Here is a 16,828-nt window from a genome sequence, read left to right on the forward strand (position 1 = left end):
GCCGATCTCTGGTGTCGGCGTGTTTCACTGGGTTTCGTGTCGGGGCCGGTTCTGGCCGATGGTTAGGGGTCAGGCTGAGTGTTGTCGTTTGATCGTGTTGTTGAACAACAGGTTCCACTCGCGTTCCCACGGCCATCGGGCGGGTAGATGCATCGTGATGCGCCGCGCTGAGGACGCGATTCGAGCGGGTATGCAGATCAGGGTGCGTCGGATGGTGGAGGTAGTCGCCTTCGCCAGACGCTGTCCACCGAGACAGGCTGCGGCGCGGGTCAGGTTGAACGCGATGACCGCACACACCAGCCATGCGGCGTTCGCGCAGAACTTTCCCGAGGGCAGATGCGCCAATGCGGAGGCTTTGAGGTCGGCGTGGACTTGCTCGATGATCGCATGACCGCGGTGAGTCTTGTCGGCGGTCACGGTGTCCAGGTCGCTGGTGGTGAAGAACGCATGAAACCGCCACACGTCGAACAAGCCGTCTCCCTCGGCTGCGAAGTCAGGGATACGGCGCACCACCAGCCGTCCGGATACCTGCAGGCGCTTGGCTTTGGAGGTGAACGCGGTGAACGGTACTTCGGCGACCTCGGCCCGCGAGACCCACTGGCCGCTGTCTTCGTCGAAGACGGCGTCGGTGTACTCGATCGGCGTCCATGCATCTGCCGGTACCTCGCTGATCGCTGCTCGGACGTGGGAATCCTGACGCACGGTGACCGACACCTGCGCACCGGCCCGGAGCGCGGTGGTGATCGCGCGATGGCCGTAGAACGCTGAATCCGCTCGCAGCAGTATCGGTCCCGACGCATCGGACGACCGTAGCCGCCGCACGGTGGCCAGGGTGTCGGCGATCAACCGATGCGCCCCGCGCGCGGAGTTACACGCCCCTTTGCGCAGGCGTTGAGCGGCGATCACCGGCGCACCGTCACCACAGGTGAGGGTGGTGATCGCCGAGTTCAGCCCACGCACTCGGGTGTAGCCGAATCCGACGCCCTGCTTGGCCGGGCCGTGGACCTCGATGATCGAGTCGTCGATATCGATCATCACCGGCCCGTCGATCCCCGCCAGCACCGGAGTATGGCGAGCCAGTCCCGCCAACAGCCGGGTGGCGATCGCATCGGCTTGGCGGACATGCCCGAACCGGAACTCGCGAAGAAACGATCCCAACGTCGACGGGGCGTAAGGATGGTCGAACACCTTGCCCATCGCGCCGTGTCGCAACACGGCCATGTCGTCGATGCTGTCGGCGCCCGCCACCATCCCCGCCACCAGGGAAAACATTTTCCGATCCGGATGGGCGCCCTTGTCGGTGGGCACGCTCAGATGCTCGCGGGCCAACTCCGACAGGCTGGCGCGTTCGGCCAGCGCCATCACCGGCACCACCCCCGCAGCGGCGAGGAGATTCGGATCGTCACAGGATGCAGACCGGACCGGGTGAGTGTGAGACAATCGCATCTACGACATGCCCTCCTGTGTGTGTGGATGGAACCCTAGAGAAGTCCCATTCTGTCACTCAGACAGGGCATTTCGTTTATCCCTCACCGACCGATCACAAGCAAATCGGTGGATCGAGGGTAAGAAGGTCTTGGGAGAGGCCCATGTTGAACGCTCACTGAGCAATGTCACGGAGTTCTCGCGGCCGATCCAAGAACTTGTGACGGAGTACTGTTGGGGTGCGGTCTGGTCTCGCGATGGCCTCGAACCCAAGACGCGCAGCCTACTCAATCTGGCGATGCTGACGGCGTTGAATCGCTCCCACGAGCTCGCCGTGCATGTTCGTGGGGCCGTCACGAATGGGTGCTCGGACGCAGAGATTCAAGAGGTGCTGATCCAGGCCGCGATATACGTCGGCGTCCCGGCCGCGTTGGAGTCCTTTCGCATTGCCGAGTCCACCCTCGCAGAGCTGCGGGCCGATGCCTGAGTCGACGAGTACCTCGGTGAGCCGGTCGGCTCGATCGGCGAAGGTCGATCACACCATCGCCTTCTTGGGACTGGGCAACATGGGTACGCCGATGGCGCAGCGGCTGGTTGCCGCCGGTCTCACCGTCGTCGCCTTTGATGTATCGGCGGCTGCCACCGACCGTCTTGTCTCGGTGGGCGCGACGCGCGCTGCCACGGCACGTCAGGCGGTGGCAGGGGCCGACCTCGTGCTGTTGATGCTGCCGAACTCGGACGTAGTGCAGGACGTAGTGGACGATGTGCTCGACCTGCTCGCTCCGGACGCGATCGTCATTGACTTGAGTTCGTCTGAGCCGCTTCGCACTCGGCAGCTCGCTACAAAATTGGATGCGCGTGGTGTACGGATGCTCGACGGTCCCGTCTCGGGTGGTGTGCGTGGGGCAGAGAACGGAACACTGACGATCATGCTCGGTGGTCCTGGCGAGTCTGTGGACGTCGCCATTCCGGTGCTGGAGCTGATGGGCAGGCCTGTGCATGTCGGTGCAGTCGGAGCCGGCCACGCGCTCAAGGCGCTGAACAATCTCCTGTCCGCAACCCATTTGATGGCGACCTGCGAAGCGATGATCACCGGGCAACGGTTCGGCCTGGACCCTTCGGTCATGCTCGACGTCCTGAACTCGTCGAGCGGTCGAAGTGGCTCTACGGAAAACAAGTGGCCGAACTTTATCCTGCCTGAGTCATACGACTCAGGCTTTGCCTTGTCCCTAATGGTCAAGGACATGCGGATCGCCACCGAACTTGCCGACGAACTGGATACACCCTCGCTTCTCGGCAGTCACGCGGTGGAGCTATGGACGAAGGCTGCAGCCGAGCTCTCGCCAGGGGCCGACCACACTGAGATAGCCACATGGCTCTCCAGCCTTTACGAGTCTCGATAGCCCGGAGCAGCACAGTCGCGTTCACTTCCGATCCCGCGCCTGGCGAAAGAAATCAACCCTCCGATCTGAGGTTCGACATGACCATTGACAACAATCGAGATTCGGCTATCACGTCCATATACTCTCCGTCGACCGCCCCTGATCTGCACGCAGAATACGAGTCGCTACGCGCGGAGTGTCCAGTGGTGCACAGCGACGACTTCGGCGGTTTTTGGAGTCTCATGAAGTACGGGGATGCATCAAAAGCCATCCGCGACTGGAAAACATACGAGAGTGGCCAACCGTTCGTCGAATACCCCTCGCCCAATCGGCCGATCCCGATCAGCACAAATCCTCCGGAACATACGTTCTACCGAAAGTTCCTCAACCATTATTTCGTCGCCGACAAGGTGGCCGCCATCCGTCCCGATATCGAACGCATCGTGAGCGAACAGCTTGATCCCCTCATCGTCGCTGGCGGTGGTGACATCTATCGAGACGTGGCCAGGCTCGTGCCGCCTCGGGTGCTGGCGAGGTTGTTGGGCTTGTCCGCGGATGGATGGACCAGTCTCGCGGCAACACTGGCAGAGGCGGACGCACTTCGTCACGACGTCAAGGCCTTTGGGGCGCGTCAGGCGACACTGTGGGATCAGGCCGTCAATGACTTGCTCAGCAACCGCAAGCGTTCCCCCCGCGATCCTGAACATGACATCATGAGCGGGATTCTCGCGCTTGAGCCTGAGGGACGCCCGATCTCTGAAGAAGAAGCCAAATCGATTGCCACCCAATTGTTTGCCGCAGGCGCAGACACGACGAGCTCAGCGATGGGTTCGCTGGCTCACTATCTCGCGACCCACCGCGATGAGCAAGAGCATCTGCGGTCTAACCCCGAAGGTCTACCAGCGGCAATCGAAGAGGTTCTCCGACTAGGGCCGCCGATTCACCAGACCGTTCGTCGCACGACGAAGCCGGCGATGGTGCGCGGTGTCGACATCGAGGAGGGCCAACTGGTGGCAATCAACGTCGCGTCGGCGAACCGCGACGAGGAACAGTTTCGCTGTCCGCATGAAGTCGATCTCCATCGAACCCGAAATCCGCATCTCACCTTTGGTTTCGGCCCCCACATGTGCGTCGGCGCGCCTGTGGCACGCGAAGAGTTGCGGATCTTCGGAGAGCAACTCCTCGCAAGGACCGACGCGTTCTCATTGGTGCGTCCGGCGGTATCTGCGGGCCGGGCATTGCGCACCGGTTGGGTCAGCATGGAGATCGAAGCTCATCGCTGAACGTTGTGAGCATGGCTGGCGGATCGTTGAGGAGTGCGACCTCCTCGACGATCCGCTGTTTCAGCGTATGTGAACTACGTTGGGATGCAGGATGATCAGCGAGTCGTAAGGGCGCGGCACGTTGTTCGTGCGCACCCGGGTGCCGGGTGGGCACGGACAACGGTGGCCGATCAGGTCGGCCGGCCTCAGAGTTCCAGCACCAGCTTCGGGCAGTTCGCTCGCGACACGCAGATCATCATGGTGTCGTTGGCTGCCTGCTCGTCCTCGGTGAGTACCGAGTCACGGTGATCGACGATCCCGCTGGTAACGGCCGTTTCGCAGGTGCCGCACGTGCCCTCGTTGCACGAGGACAGAACCTGGATACCGCACTTGGTGACCGCATCGAGGATCGACTCATCGGGAGTGACGGTGATCGTCTGACCGCTCAACGACAGTTCGACCTCGAACGAGCCGGCACGTTCGGGTTCGTGCATCTCTTTTGGTGCGAAACGCTCGAGATGCAATGCGCCGGTGGGCCAGCCGTAATGATTGCACCGGTCGGTTACGGCATCGAGGAGCGGCGCCGGGCCACATGTGTAGATCAAAGTATCGGGCCGAACCTCGCTTAGGAGGCGATCGAGGTCGATGTGTCCAACCTCATTCTGCGGGTGCAGAGTCACGTGGCCGGCGAAGCGCGTCGTCAATTCCTCGGCGAAGGCCATGGTGGAGCGGCTTCGACCACCGTAGATCAGGTTCCACGACGCACCCGTCCGGTGCGCCTGCCGGGCCATCGCGAGGATGGGTGTGATGCCGATTCCGCCGGCGATGAACAGGTAATTGGCGGATGGCTCGAGCTGGAAGTGGTTGCGTGGTCCGCGAACGGCCACGCTGTCACCGACGCCGAGCGTGTCATGAACAATTGCCGACCCGCCGCGCCCTTCTGGTTCACGAAGGACGCCGACCTGCCACATGGAACGGTCTCGCGGGTCCCCGCACAGGGAGTATTGACGAGTGGTGTCGGGAGTCAGCATCAGGTCGACGTGCGCTCCCGGTGACCATTCGGGTAGCTCCGAGCCGTCGGGCTGACGAAGTCGGATGACAGCGACGCCATCGGCGGCTTCGATCTTCTCGGCGATGATGAGGTTCAGGTCGACCTCGTTGTGGGTGCTGATCATCATTGGATATCACCTAGGTTTTCGCAGAATGACATGTGAATTCCTTTGTGGTCGGTCCGCATACTTCGTGATGACCGGGCCGCGCAAGCGGACCCTCGTTGGGGTGGTTCGGGTCTTCGTCGAGTTGGCGAGCGTTGGATGCGCGTGGTGGAAGTGCCATCATCGGGTGACCCAGACCACATGAGTCTCCCCCACCAGCTGTCGTGCGTGAAGGGACAAAGAACGTGTCTCGACCGGGCACTTCGTCGTAGAGGCTGTCTACGTCAATTCGCGTACCCGGCGCGAAGCAAGACCAGGGTGCCTGCTCGTGAAAATGCCGCTCCGATATCGCTAGCGTCGATCGCGTGGCGTCGGGCAGCGGTTCAGTTGGTCGGAACCTCGCCGACGGCGATACCGTTGCGAACAGCCCAGAGCGCCGCCTGTGTCCGCGACTGTAAGCCCAACTTGGCCAGTATGTTGCTGGTGTGAGTCTGCGCGGTTCGCTCGCTGATCGCCATGGCGCGCGCGATCTCACGGTTCGAGTGCCCGGCCGCCACGAGGATGATGACTTCACGTTCGCGTGCAGTCAGTGCAGTCGGTCCGGTCTCGTTCTGCGTGCGGAGTAGCCGGGCGACGGTGGATGCGGTCGCCGCGTCGAAATGAGATCGTCCCTCGGAAGCAGCGCGGATCGCCGTGGCGATCTCATCGGCAGGTGCGCCCTTGAGGACGTAGCCGTCAGCGCCGGCCTGCAGCGCTGCGCCAACACGTTCGGGCTCGTGTGATGTCGTGACCGTGACCACTCGTATCGACGGATAGCGCTGTTGGACCTCGCCGAGGACAGCGACACCGTCCCGCCCCGGCAGCATCAGGTCGAGCAACATGACGTCCGGCAATGCACCTTCGGCCGACATCGCCTCCAGCACGCCGAGGGTTGTGTCTTCGTCAGCGGCTTCGCCGATGACCTCGATATCGGACTGCATGCTCAAGAATGCACGCAGACCCAGCCGGACGACCTGATGGTCATCGACGATCATCACTCTGATGAGTTCTGTCGGGTCCACAATCATAGGAGCGGTCCTTGCCCGGCGTGGACCGGCTCCGACGTCTCCGAAGGCAGTCCGTCGTGCCGGATCGGAATCACCAATCTGACCGTCGTACCGAGATTCGGCGTGCCAGAGACCTCAAGGGTGGCCCCCAGACGTTCAGCTCGCTCCCGCATCGATACCAAGCCGAATGTCTCGCGGGTCGAACTACCAGGGCACAGTCCCACACCGTCGTCGTGTATCTCGACATCGACCGTTTGCGGGAAAGCTGCCTTGCTTCGTACCGAGATCGTGCAGTGAGCCGCTTCGGCGTGCTTGACCACATTGTGCAGCGCTTCGACCACGACTCGGTAGGTGTCCTCGATTGCCTCTTCCGGCAATGGGATTGGTTCCTGGTCGATATCGACCACGATATCCAAGTGCTCGCGTTCGGCGACAGCCGCCGCGTGCTCGACGATGCTCGGACCAAGTCCGGTTTCGGTCAATGAGGTGGGGTGCAGTTTGAATACGAAGCCGCGCATGTCATCTTGTGCGTTCTCGGCCAACTCGATCAGAGCGCGCAAGCTGTGGTCGAGAATTTCCCGACCGTCGCCACTCACCTGCTGTGCTGCCAGTTGCGCTGTTCGCCCATGCAGGCCGAGGGAGAACAGCTGTTGGCTGACGGTGTCATGAAGGTCTCGGGCAATCCGGTGTCGCTCGGCGGTTTCAGCACGATCCTGTGAGGCAGCGATGAGTCGAGTGGTTTCGATCGCGATGGCCGCTTGATCGGTGATCGACCGTAGGAAGGTGACATCCGCCGGGCCCGGAGACAGGTTGGGACGAAAGTATCCGACAAACGAACCCAGCGGCCGACCTTTGATCAACAGTGGGATGGCCAGAATGTCCGACCAGTCGAAGCTGGAAAAGAATTCGTGTAAGGGCGCCCACCGAGGATCCGACAGAATCTTCTGCCTCCGGTGACGAACCAAAACGGGCTGTCGGGTATTGATCGCCCTCGTACTGAGCAGGACACCACCATGTGATCGGACGCGAGCAGCTCGATCGGCGAAGTCCGCAGGGACAGGGACATCCCCCGCCTCACCCGAGACCGTGAGTGGTTCGTGCGGATTCGCACCGTCGAGGATAAGGATTTGGGCCATTGCGAGGTCCGCGGCTTGGACCACCTGCCCGGCGACACCGTCGAGGATCTGCTCCAGCGACCCGCGATAAGCCATCTGTCGCGCAGCGTCGTAGAACGCGGTCAATCGCTGCCGCTCACGCGCAAGTTCGGTCGTGTCACGGAAGGACACGGCGGTCAAGTTTTGCGCCCCCAACGGAAGGGGCGTAGCCACATACTCGATGAGACATCGACCGCCGAGTGGCCGCATCACCGCGGCATTTGAGACGACCTGGGGCCGGTCTCCCGATTGGTACGCATGGTCGGCCAAGTCGGGTGCGGCGAACGCTGTCGTTTTCGAGAGGTCGTCCATCGACAGGCCCAAGATCGTCCGTCCGGCCGGGTTCATGTACAGCCACCGGCGATCCTCGTCGAAAACTGCGAGACCCTCCAGCGATGATTCGATGAGCATCCGCATCGTAGCCGGATCGGCCAACGATGCCACGTCCCGCGACTCAAGGGTGGACATGACGGCGATCTCCTCACCGTCAGGCTGTTCCATAGGTGACATCCTTCGTTCAACCATGCAGATGTGACTCAGGTTACCCGCGGTGGTGGTCGCACCCGAGCCCGGGTGAACAGGACCGGGTCGCGGAGCGCGGCGTCCTCCGGCACTATGTCGGAATCATTTGGAGTGGCAAATGACTTCTTCATCCGTAAGCGTGACTCGTGCTCACAGAAGCGTCCGCAGGTAGTTCAGCACAAGTCTGGAGGAGATCACCACGTATTGGCTCGACGACAAGCAGATCTACGGCTGAGCCTCGCCAAACTGCCACTTTGTGGACAGTGCGTCCACGGCGCTGGGCAGGCCTTCAGGACACGACATTCACTTCCGCCGGCTCGACCCAGCCTAGGTAACGGGACAGTTCGGCAGCTCCCCAGGTGACGAGATCACGTACCGAGCGCCCGTCCCCGGACACTGCCAGTATTCCGTCACGCAGGCCGCTGACCGACAGCGATGCTGCGACGCGTCCGTCGTGGTCGAAGATGGGCGCGCCGATCGCGGCGATACCCGGGGTCACCGTGTTGTCGCTGATCGCCACGCCCGTCTGGCAGATCTCCTCCAGCTGCGCAAACATCTCGGCGCGGGAGAGTCCTTCGCGTCGAAGTTCATCGGTGAGCTCAGCGACAGCGGCGTACTCGTCCCACGCTTCTCTGCCTTCGAAGGCGAGTAGAGCCCGCGGCGCTGCCCCGATGTGCAGGGGTAGCGACCGCCCTATTCGCAGCACGCGACTGTTCACGCGGTCCCCGTCGACCCGTTCGATACACACCGCACGCCCACCGTTGCGAACACAGAGAAACGTCGTCTCACCCGTCGCTGCGTGGACTTCCTCAAGTATTGGACGCGCTGCGCCCCTGATATCGAGGGCGCGCAGCAGTTCAGATGCAAGGGTGAGCAATCGGGCCCCGACGCGATACGCGCCGCGCGGTGCGACCTGCTCAACCCACCCGATCTCAGCCAGCGTCGCGAGCATCCGATAGACCGAGCTTGCTGGCTCGTCGGTCAGCGCTGTGAGGCGTGCCGACGATGCGACCCGCTCCGCAGCGAGCGCGTCCATCAACGCGCCGGCCTTCACAATGAGCGAAGGCCCCATGTGGGCCTTTTGTGCGTGGTCGCCTCCAGGGGCACGCACGGGACCTCGACCGGTCGGCACATTGTTGCTCATCAGCACGGAGATCGTGCGCGCCGCAGCCGCCAGCACAGCGACAGCCGCCTCGCTCTGCGGCACAACGCTCTCGCGCAGTCCTGCAACGAAGAGCACCCCGACGAACAGGCCGTCGACAAACACCGGAACAGCAACTGACGCAACGCCGTCGACGATCTCGCTGTTGTCGATCGCCCAACCGCCGACTCGCGCGCGGTCGACCCGCGGGGAGAGCTCCTCGACGTCAACTGGCGTCCGGCTCGCCATGGGCCTGAAATTGGCGGCCTCAAGCAGGGTTCTTCTTCTCTCCGAATTCGCGAAGGCCAGCGCGACGTGGGCTGCCGCGCCCGCATGCGAGGCCAACACCGTTCCCGGTTCGAGGTCCCGCAAGTCGACTACTGCCCCCGCTGCCCGGTCGAGGCACACGAGTCCGTCTGCAGACAAGACCGCGAAGTACGCGTTCATCCCGACCTGCTCGCGAACCCACTCGAGTTGCTTGTGTAGCTCACGTCGGTCGACAAACGCCTCGACAACGGCGTGACCCCAGCGCAATACCCCAGGGCCCAGTATGAGCCGACCATCGCGATCGTTTCCGATCACGCCTACTGCTTGCAGGGCTGAGGTGATGCGATACACACTCGGCCGCGGTTCCGAGACAGCTTTCGAGAGTGCGGCAGGGGTAGACGGACCCGACCTGGCCAGTTCGTCGACGATCTGTCCTGCTTTGGTGAGCAATTGAATGGAGTTCACCGCATGCCTCATCCTTCGGCGTTACTTACGTCACTTTCTACTAGATTCATGGTACTGTACGAACATCTTGTCCACTCTATGAAAGTAGTTGGGATCAGACGACTAGAGGAGGACGCCCTCGATGACCTACGATTTCATCCACCGCTCGCTTCCCATGCGGGTGCGTTTTGCGGCGGGGTCGCGTAAGCACCTCGGCGATGAGCTGGACGAACTCGGCCTCGGGCGTGTCCTGGTGCTCTGTTCACCCGGCCATCATGTCGGTGACGACATCGTCGAGACCCTGGGGAAGCGCAGTGTAGGTCTTTATCCGCATGCGGTGATGCACGTCCCCACCGAGGTAGCGGAGCAGGCCAGCGCAAAGGCGGTCGAATTGGGAGCAGATGGCTGCGTCTCCATCGGTGGCGGATCGGCGATCGGACTGGGCAAGGCCATCGCGCTGAAACACGGCCTCCCCGTAGTTGCGGTACCCACCACATACGCGGGATCGGAAATGACTCCGGTATGGGGAATGACGACCAATGGACGAAAAGAAACGGGACGAGATCTCGCAGTATTGCCGCGCAGCGTGGTCTATGACCCAGAGCTCACCACGAGCCTTCCCGTAGAGATGTCGGTCACGAGCGCATTCAACGCGATGGCCCACGCGGTCGAGGGTTTGTATGCCCCGGATACCGATCCCATAGTGTCGCTGCTCGCCGAAGACGGGGTCAGAGCCATTGCGGCTGCATTGCCTAAGCTGGTCGCAGATCCCGGCGCGATCGATCCTCGCGGTGAAGTCCTGTACGGAGCCTGGCTGTGCGGAGCGACGCTCGGCGCCACGACGATGTCGCTGCACCACAAGCTGTGCCACGCACTCGGCGGCACGCTGAATCTTCCTCACGCCCAAACGCATACAGTCGTACTCCCACACGTCCTCGCATTCAATCAATCGGAGGCGCCAGCTGCGGTCGCCGCACTGGACCGAGCGCTTCCCGGCGACGGCGATCCCGCCACGAGACTCTGGCGACTCGAACACGAACTCGACGCGCCCACGTCATTGGCCGAACTGGGCATGGCGGAGCGGGATATCGAGAGAATCGTCGCCGAGGTCACCGCACGGCCCTACGGCAACCCCCGACCGGTGACGCCCGACGACGTGCGCTGCATTCTCGGCGCCGCGTGGTCCGGCCGAGAACCACGACAGATCTGAACAGCAACCCACACATGTCAACGAGCAGTGAGAAGTCATGACAGAGACCATTTCAAACGCGATCGCCGAACCGGGCCCTGATCAGCAAGAGATCGAAGCACGCCTGACCCGCAGCGTCGTGAACTCATTCGATGACTGCGACAATCCGAGACTGAAATTCGTCATGCAAGCGCTGGTACGGCATGCGCACGCCTTTGTTCGCGAAGTTCGTCTGAGCGAGGAGGAGTGGAACACCGCCATCGAGTTCCTGACTGACGTAGGTCACATCACAGATGATCGGCGCCAGGAGTTCATCCTCCTCTCCGATATTCTGGGCATATCGATGCAGACGATAAACGTCAATCACGAGACATACGAAAATGCCACGGAAGCAACGGTATTCGGTCCCTTCTTCGTAGATGACGCGCCACGGATCGACATTGGCGGTGACATCGGAGGCGGAGCTGCCGGTCAACCCTGCTGGGTCGAGGGCACGGTGCGCGACACCGGCGGCCAACCCATCCCCAACGCCAGGATCGAGGTGTGGGAAGCCGACGACGACGGGTTCTACGACGTTCAGTATGACGACGGGCGCGTCTCGGGCCGGGCTCACCTATTCAGTGACGAGAAAGGCCAATTCAGCTTCTGGGGGCTCACTCCCACCCCTTACCCGATTCCGCATGACGGGCCGGTGGGCCGACTGCTCGCCGCAACCGGACGGTCGCCGATGCGGGCGTCACACCTGCACTTCATGGTCACCGCACCCGGTATGCGCAGGCTCGTCACCCATATCTTCGTGCGTGGAGACGAACTGCTCACCTCCGACACCGTGTTCGGGGTCAAGGAATCGCTCATCAAGGACTTTGTTCGGCAAGAACCCGGCTCCCCTACCCCGGATGGCCGAGATCTCGGAACGCAGAGTTGGGCGCGAGCCCAGTTCGACATTGTGCTCGCACCCACCCCCTGAGCGACTCACGATCGAAGGACCCGAGGAGATCAATTACGTCATGCCGCAACCCGAGGTCGCGTCCCGGGTACCGACGCCACTCGCGTAATGCACGATCTGCACCTCACCGTCGTATCCACTGAACATAATTCCTTCGCCGCAGCAGCGCGAGTCCGGTGTGCAGCGCTGGACAGCGTTCGGACACGTTTGGAGTTACCCGCCACGGGGGTGCGTTCGTAGTCTGCGCGAGCAGTTCGCGCGCGACCCGGTCCCTTCCCCGCCCCATCCGCCACGCTCGTCGAGCTCACCGAGTAGTGCCAAGAACCGGGCCGTCAACGCGGTGACCTGACCTGCACACTCGGCGGGTTGCTCTCGCAACTGCTCGACAGTCAACTGTGCCGGCGACGTGTCGTCGAACGTTGAGGCAGACTGACATCAAGCGAACACGCGCACGCTAACGTCGACCAACGACAGGATCGGACTTCCGCGAAATAGTTTGGTTAGGTTGAATATTCGACCTACACCGAGCCAGCGACCTCCGCCCGTCACGCCTCCAGCACTATGCGGCCGCAGCCGTGTGCGGCGCGGGACACGCAGATCATCATGGTCCGGTTGGCCTCCTGCTCTTCTGGGGTGAGGATGGAATCCCGATGATCGGCACTGCCACTGATCATCCGCGTCTCGCAGGTACCGCAGGTGCCCTCCTTGCATGACGAGAGCGTCGTGACGCCATTTCGCTCGGCAACGTCGAGAATCGAGGTCCCCGCCGGTACCGGCGCGACGATGCCGGATTCTGCGAACTCCACTTCGAACTCTACGTCGGGTTCGTTGAGCACAATCGTTTTGGGCGCGAAGCGCTCTGTGTGCAATGCACCAGCGGGCCACGCCTGCAAGGCGATGTCGAGTGCGTCGAGCAGCGGTGCCGGACCGCACGCGTAGACAAGCGTGTCGCGCCGCGGTTCGGCGAAGATGGAAGCGAGATCGAGCAGGCCACACTCGTCTTGCGGGGTGATGATCACCCGGTCCCCGTAGTGCTGGAGTTCGTCGGTGAACGCCATCGATGCGCGGCCGCGACCACCGTAGTGCAGGGTCCAGTCGGCACCTGCGGCATCGGCCTCTTCAATCATTGGCAGGATCGGGGTGATCCCGATGCCGCCGGCGACGAATATGTACCGTGGAGACGGTTCGAGGTGAAAGTTGTTGCGCGGCCACCCGACTCGAATTCGGTCACCGGCCCCGACGGAATCGTGCACCGCGCGTGATCCGCGGCCGGCCGATTCACGCAGCACCCCCAGCCGCCATTCGGTGGTCTGCGACGGCGACGACGAGAGCGAGTACTGACGGATGACCTCGCCACCGTCGACCGGAATGCGCACGTCGACGTGCGCACCGGGATCCCAGGCGGGCAGCTCATCGCCGTCGGGATGGGCCAGACGTAGACCGACCACGCCGTCGGCGAGATCCTCACGCCCGATGACCGTCAGGTTCATTTCTCGCTTGACCAGTCGCTTGGATCGTTCGATGTCGTCGAGATCCCAGGTGACCGGAAGATTGGTACGAACCGGCAGCAGCGCCATCTTGACGAAGTCGAGTGGGAAGTCCGGTGCGGGCCGCAGTGATGGCAACCGCTCGAACAGGACCTTCAATCCGGTGGCGCCCTGGACTCGGGCGAGTGACTGGCCGAGGCAGGTGTGTCGGCCTCGGGTGAACGCCAGGTGATCAGCGGGGTCAGGGCGGTGGATGTCGAACTCGAACGGGTTCTCATAGTGACCCGGATCGGTGTTCGCACTCGCCAGCGACACCCAGAGCATGTCTCCCTTGCTGATCTGCACACCACTGATGTCCATGTCACGCATCGCCTTTCGGGAGGCGAACGGTGACGACGGGCGCCGGCGGACGGTCTCCTCGAACACGTTGGCCCACAACGACGGCTCGGAGATCGCCTCGGTGATGAAGTGTGGCTTCTCGGCCAGGAAGATGACCGCATTGGTCATCGCATGGGCGGTGGTGTCGGCACCGGCGAGCGCGAGTTCGCACACCTTGAGCGCGACCTCGGGAACGGTCATTGCGTAGCCGCCTGACTTGTCCTTGACGTCGGCCATCTCGCTGATGAAGTCCCGTCCTGGATGCTGTCGACGATGCTCGACGATGGCGCAGAGCTCCGCGAAGGAAGACGAGAACACCGACCAGACCTCGTCGACGACCTCCGCAGGCATCTCCTCCTGCGCCGAGGAGAGGACGCGACCCATCGCACCGCGGAGGCGCCGCATCATCAGGTCGTGCTCGTAGTCCAAACCAAGGTGGGCGCAGAGGGTTTGCGTGGTCAGCTCTAGACAGTAGTCCTCCATGAGGTTGGCTGAGCCACGCCCTTCTAGCTTGTCCAGGATACGGTGGGCGCGTTCTTCGATCTCTGGCCGCAGCTCCTCCATACGGGCCGAGGTGAAGCCGCGTTGTGCCACTGCCCGATGAAGGGTGTGCCCATCGGGGTCCATGCCGACGATCATCAGCGACATCAGGGTCGGCGGGACGATATCCCGATACTTCTCGGGTACCTCGATGGTGGCGGTGTTGCCCGACGACGAAAATTCGGTCCAGTCTCCGAGGACGCGCAGCACGTCGTCGCGTCGGGTGATGATCCACGCGTTGAGCCACGGGTACCAGAACACCGGGCGTTCGTCCCGCACACGAGCGAAATGCTGTGCGGGATCGATGTAGTAGTCGTCGCTCATGGCGTCGAAACCGTGCGCGACCGGGCAGCGTCCGGTGGGAGCCGCCGACGGGATGGTGTTGGTCATGACCAGATTCCGTTCGGTCAGAGTGCGGCCGCGACGGCCATGGTGGACAGTTTCTGGAAGCGTGCGACGTTCTCGCTCTCCTCCATGACTCCAGCGGAGAGGAAGACGAACGTCAGATCTCGCTCGGGGTCAACCCAGAACAACGACGAACCGGCCCCATAATTGCCGTAGGTACGCGGTGAGGTGAAGGGGCCGAAGAAGTTTGGTGCGGTTCCCGTGCCGGAGAGTGAAAAGCCCAGGCCGAAGTTTCCGTTCGGAATCTCCCAGCCACGTGCCGCCGCCATCTGGGCGTACAGGTCGTTGGGCATGTCGCCGGTCTGCAGCGTCGTTGCCTGGTCGACGATCGCCGGCGCCAGCAGGTACTCGCCGCGGTGTTCACCCCGGCGGCGGATCATCTCGGCGAAGGCGAACACATCGCGCGCGGTGGACACTGACCCGACCCAGGGCATCTCCGCGTCCGCGGTGATGTACCGGTTGAGGCACTCGATGTCTTCGGGCTGCAGGAATCCACCTTCGGGCAGATAGACCTTGAGCGGCACGGCACGATCCGCCAGGCGATCCGGCAGACCGAAAGCGGTGTCGGTCATACCGAGGGGGTCGAACACCAACTGCCGCGCCAGATCGCGGAACGAGTTCGCGCCATAGGCCCGGCGCACCATCTCGCCCATCAGGGCATGATTGATCGCCGGCGCGTAGTTGAGGTTGGTGCCCGGCTCGAACAGGACGTCCACGCTGGACAGCGCGTCGATGACGTCGGCGAGCGTACCGTAACGGTCCGGACCGAGGCCGGGATTCGGTGTTGGCGGCATGCCCGAGCGGTGCGTGAGGAGATGGACCAGGTTGATCTTGTCCTTGCGCAGCATATGAAAGGGGTCGGTGCCGAGGAACTCGGGGATCAGATCGACTACTCGGGTGGACAGCGCGAGCTTCCCCTCGCCGATCGCCCGCAGCGCCATGGCGTTGGTGAACGCCTTGGTCAGCGACAACACCCGGAAAACTGATCCTGGTTGCAGCAGTTTATCGTTGGCGCGATCGGCCCAGCCGAGGGTGGCGTCGAGCACGATGTCACCGCCGCGCGCGACGATCACTTGGACACCGTCGTAGGTGCCAGCGCCGATGTCGTGGCAGATCTCCTGAGTGAGTCGGTCTAGCGCCCGGGAATCGATGTCGGTACGGGTAGTGACGTCGCTGGCGATCGTCACGTTGTCGAGAGCGGTCGATTGTTCGGTGAGAGTGATTGTCATGATGGATCTTTCAGTGCATCACCAGTCCGCCAGAAGGCGAAATGGTCTGGCCGGTGTAGTAGGAGCCGTCTTCGCTGGCGAGGAACAGGACGGTCTTGGCGACCTCTTCGGGCGTGGCGGTGCGCGTGATCGGCTGCATGCCGACCAGGAAGTCGATGAACTCCTGATCGCTCTGCCTGAAAAGCGGGGTGTCAACGGCGCCAGGGGCCAGCGAGTTGACCCGAATGTTGAACGGCGCCAACTCAACTGCGGCTTCTCGGGTAAGACCGAGGACGGCGGCCTTGGACGCTGGGTAATAGCCCGGCATGGTCACACCCATCAGGGCCGCCGCCGAGGAGAAGTTCACGATGGCCCCGCCGCCGTTGGCCTTCAGCAGCGGCGTGGCCGCCCGCATCGTGTAGAAGGTCCCGTACAGATTGATTCTGAGTACCCGATCGAAATCGTCGTCGGTGATCGTCTCGAGAAACTCGGGGTGGTGGCGACGTCCTTCCTTCATCGCCAGGAACCCCTGGTAGTTCTCCTCGTTGAGGGCCTCGAGGGCGGCGCGGTTGGGTGCGTTCACACCCGCCGCGTTCACGAGGACACCCAGTGTTCCCTGGTCGGACTGAACTCGGGTGAACGCGTCGTTCACGGCGGCGCTGTCGGCGATGTCGAAGGCGAGCGGAATCGCTCGGGGTAGATCGTCGAGGGAACGCTTGAGCGCCTCGTCTGAGATGTCAGCTCCGTAAACGATTGCCCCTTCATCGTGGAAGGCCCGGGCGACGGCCAGGCCCATGCCGGATGCCGCGCCGGTGACGAATACGGGGGTGCCAGAAAATCGCATGTGTCCTCCAAAGGGTTAGCTGTGCTGATGGATA

13 protein-coding genes and 1 pseudogene are annotated in these 16,828 nt (G+C 62.7%); 5 read left to right on the forward strand and 9 right to left on the reverse strand.

All coding sequences use genetic code 11. The annotated features are described in order from the left end of the window. Positions 1-69 precede the first annotated feature (69 nt). Positions 70-1,446: an IS1380-like element ISGbr1 family transposase gene (locus LK459_RS20850; protein ID WP_064862420.1), complete on the reverse strand. Its 1,377-nt coding sequence runs from the start codon at positions 1,444-1,446 to the stop codon at positions 70-72. A gap of 112 nt (positions 1,447-1,558) precedes the next feature. On the opposite strand from LK459_RS20850, the gene LK459_RS20855 reads away from it, so the two are divergent. From LK459_RS20855 to LK459_RS20865, 3 genes are all read left to right on the forward strand, one after another. Then, positions 1,559-1,912, forward strand: a complete 354-nt coding sequence (locus tag LK459_RS20855) for a carboxymuconolactone decarboxylase family protein (protein WP_227923922.1) — start codon at positions 1,559-1,561, stop codon at positions 1,910-1,912. Then, positions 1,905-2,828 carry an NAD(P)-dependent oxidoreductase gene (locus LK459_RS20860; RefSeq protein WP_227920503.1) on the forward strand — a complete coding sequence of 308 codons (924 nt, stop codon included), beginning with the start codon at positions 1,905-1,907 and terminating at the stop codon, positions 2,826-2,828. The genes LK459_RS20855 and LK459_RS20860 overlap by 8 nt, the downstream gene beginning before the upstream one ends. A gap of 77 nt (positions 2,829-2,905) precedes the next feature. After that, on the forward strand, positions 2,906-4,090 hold the full coding sequence (locus tag LK459_RS20865; protein WP_227920505.1) for a cytochrome P450: 1,185 nt from the start codon (positions 2,906-2,908) through the stop codon (positions 4,088-4,090). A gap of 185 nt (positions 4,091-4,275) precedes the next feature. Here LK459_RS20865 and LK459_RS20870 read toward each other — a convergent pair whose 3' ends face one another. The 5 genes and pseudogenes from LK459_RS20870 to LK459_RS20890 form a co-directional block, all read right to left on the reverse strand. Continuing rightward, positions 4,276-5,244: a PDR/VanB family oxidoreductase gene (locus LK459_RS20870; protein ID WP_227923924.1), complete on the reverse strand. Its 969-nt coding sequence runs from the start codon at positions 5,242-5,244 to the stop codon at positions 4,276-4,278. A gap of 362 nt (positions 5,245-5,606) precedes the next feature. Further along, positions 5,607-6,290 carry a response regulator gene (locus LK459_RS20875; protein ID WP_227920507.1) on the reverse strand — a complete coding sequence of 228 codons (684 nt, stop codon included), beginning with the start codon at positions 6,288-6,290 and terminating at the stop codon, positions 5,607-5,609. Beyond that, on the reverse strand, positions 6,287-6,916 hold the full coding sequence (locus tag LK459_RS20880) for a sensor histidine kinase (protein WP_227923925.1): 630 nt from the start codon (positions 6,914-6,916) through the stop codon (positions 6,287-6,289). The genes LK459_RS20875 and LK459_RS20880 overlap by 4 nt, the downstream gene beginning before the upstream one ends. A gap of 153 nt (positions 6,917-7,069) precedes the next feature. Then, positions 7,070-7,948: pseudogene (locus LK459_RS23380) on the reverse strand (PAS domain-containing protein); the annotation flags it as partial. Positions 7,949-8,234: 286 nt separating this feature from the next. Then, complete coding sequence (locus LK459_RS20890) at positions 8,235-9,818, reverse strand: IclR family transcriptional regulator domain-containing protein (RefSeq protein ID WP_227920508.1); 1,584 nt, start codon at positions 9,816-9,818, stop codon at positions 8,235-8,237. Between the two features lie 121 nt (positions 9,819-9,939). Between LK459_RS20890 and LK459_RS20895 the strand changes: the two genes are divergently transcribed. Further along, positions 9,940-11,007 carry a maleylacetate reductase gene (locus LK459_RS20895; protein ID WP_227920510.1) on the forward strand — a complete coding sequence of 356 codons (1,068 nt, stop codon included), beginning with the start codon at positions 9,940-9,942 and terminating at the stop codon, positions 11,005-11,007. Between the two features lie 37 nt (positions 11,008-11,044). Then, positions 11,045-11,953, forward strand: a complete 909-nt coding sequence (locus tag LK459_RS20900; protein WP_227920512.1) for a dioxygenase family protein — start codon at positions 11,045-11,047, stop codon at positions 11,951-11,953. A 524-nt stretch (positions 11,954-12,477) separates the two neighbouring features. On the opposite strand, the gene LK459_RS20905 is transcribed toward LK459_RS20900, so the two are convergent. The 3 genes from LK459_RS20905 to LK459_RS20915 form a co-directional block, all read right to left on the reverse strand. Beyond that, complete coding sequence (locus tag LK459_RS20905; protein WP_227920514.1) at positions 12,478-14,727, reverse strand: cytochrome P450; 2,250 nt, start codon at positions 14,725-14,727, stop codon at positions 12,478-12,480. Positions 14,728-14,744: 17 nt separating this feature from the next. Next, entirely contained in the window at positions 14,745-15,815 is a 1,071-nt protein-coding gene (locus LK459_RS20910; protein ID WP_265416850.1) for a serine hydrolase domain-containing protein, read from the reverse strand. 166 nt (positions 15,816-15,981) lie between these two features. Further along, positions 15,982-16,794, reverse strand: coding sequence for an SDR family NAD(P)-dependent oxidoreductase (locus LK459_RS20915; RefSeq protein WP_007237121.1), 813 nt, complete (start codon positions 16,792-16,794; stop codon positions 15,982-15,984). Positions 16,795-16,828: the final 34 nt, after the last annotated feature.

Source organism: Gordonia otitidis (assembly GCF_020735545.1).
Lineage (GTDB): Bacteria > Actinomycetota > Actinomycetes > Mycobacteriales > Mycobacteriaceae > Gordonia > Gordonia otitidis.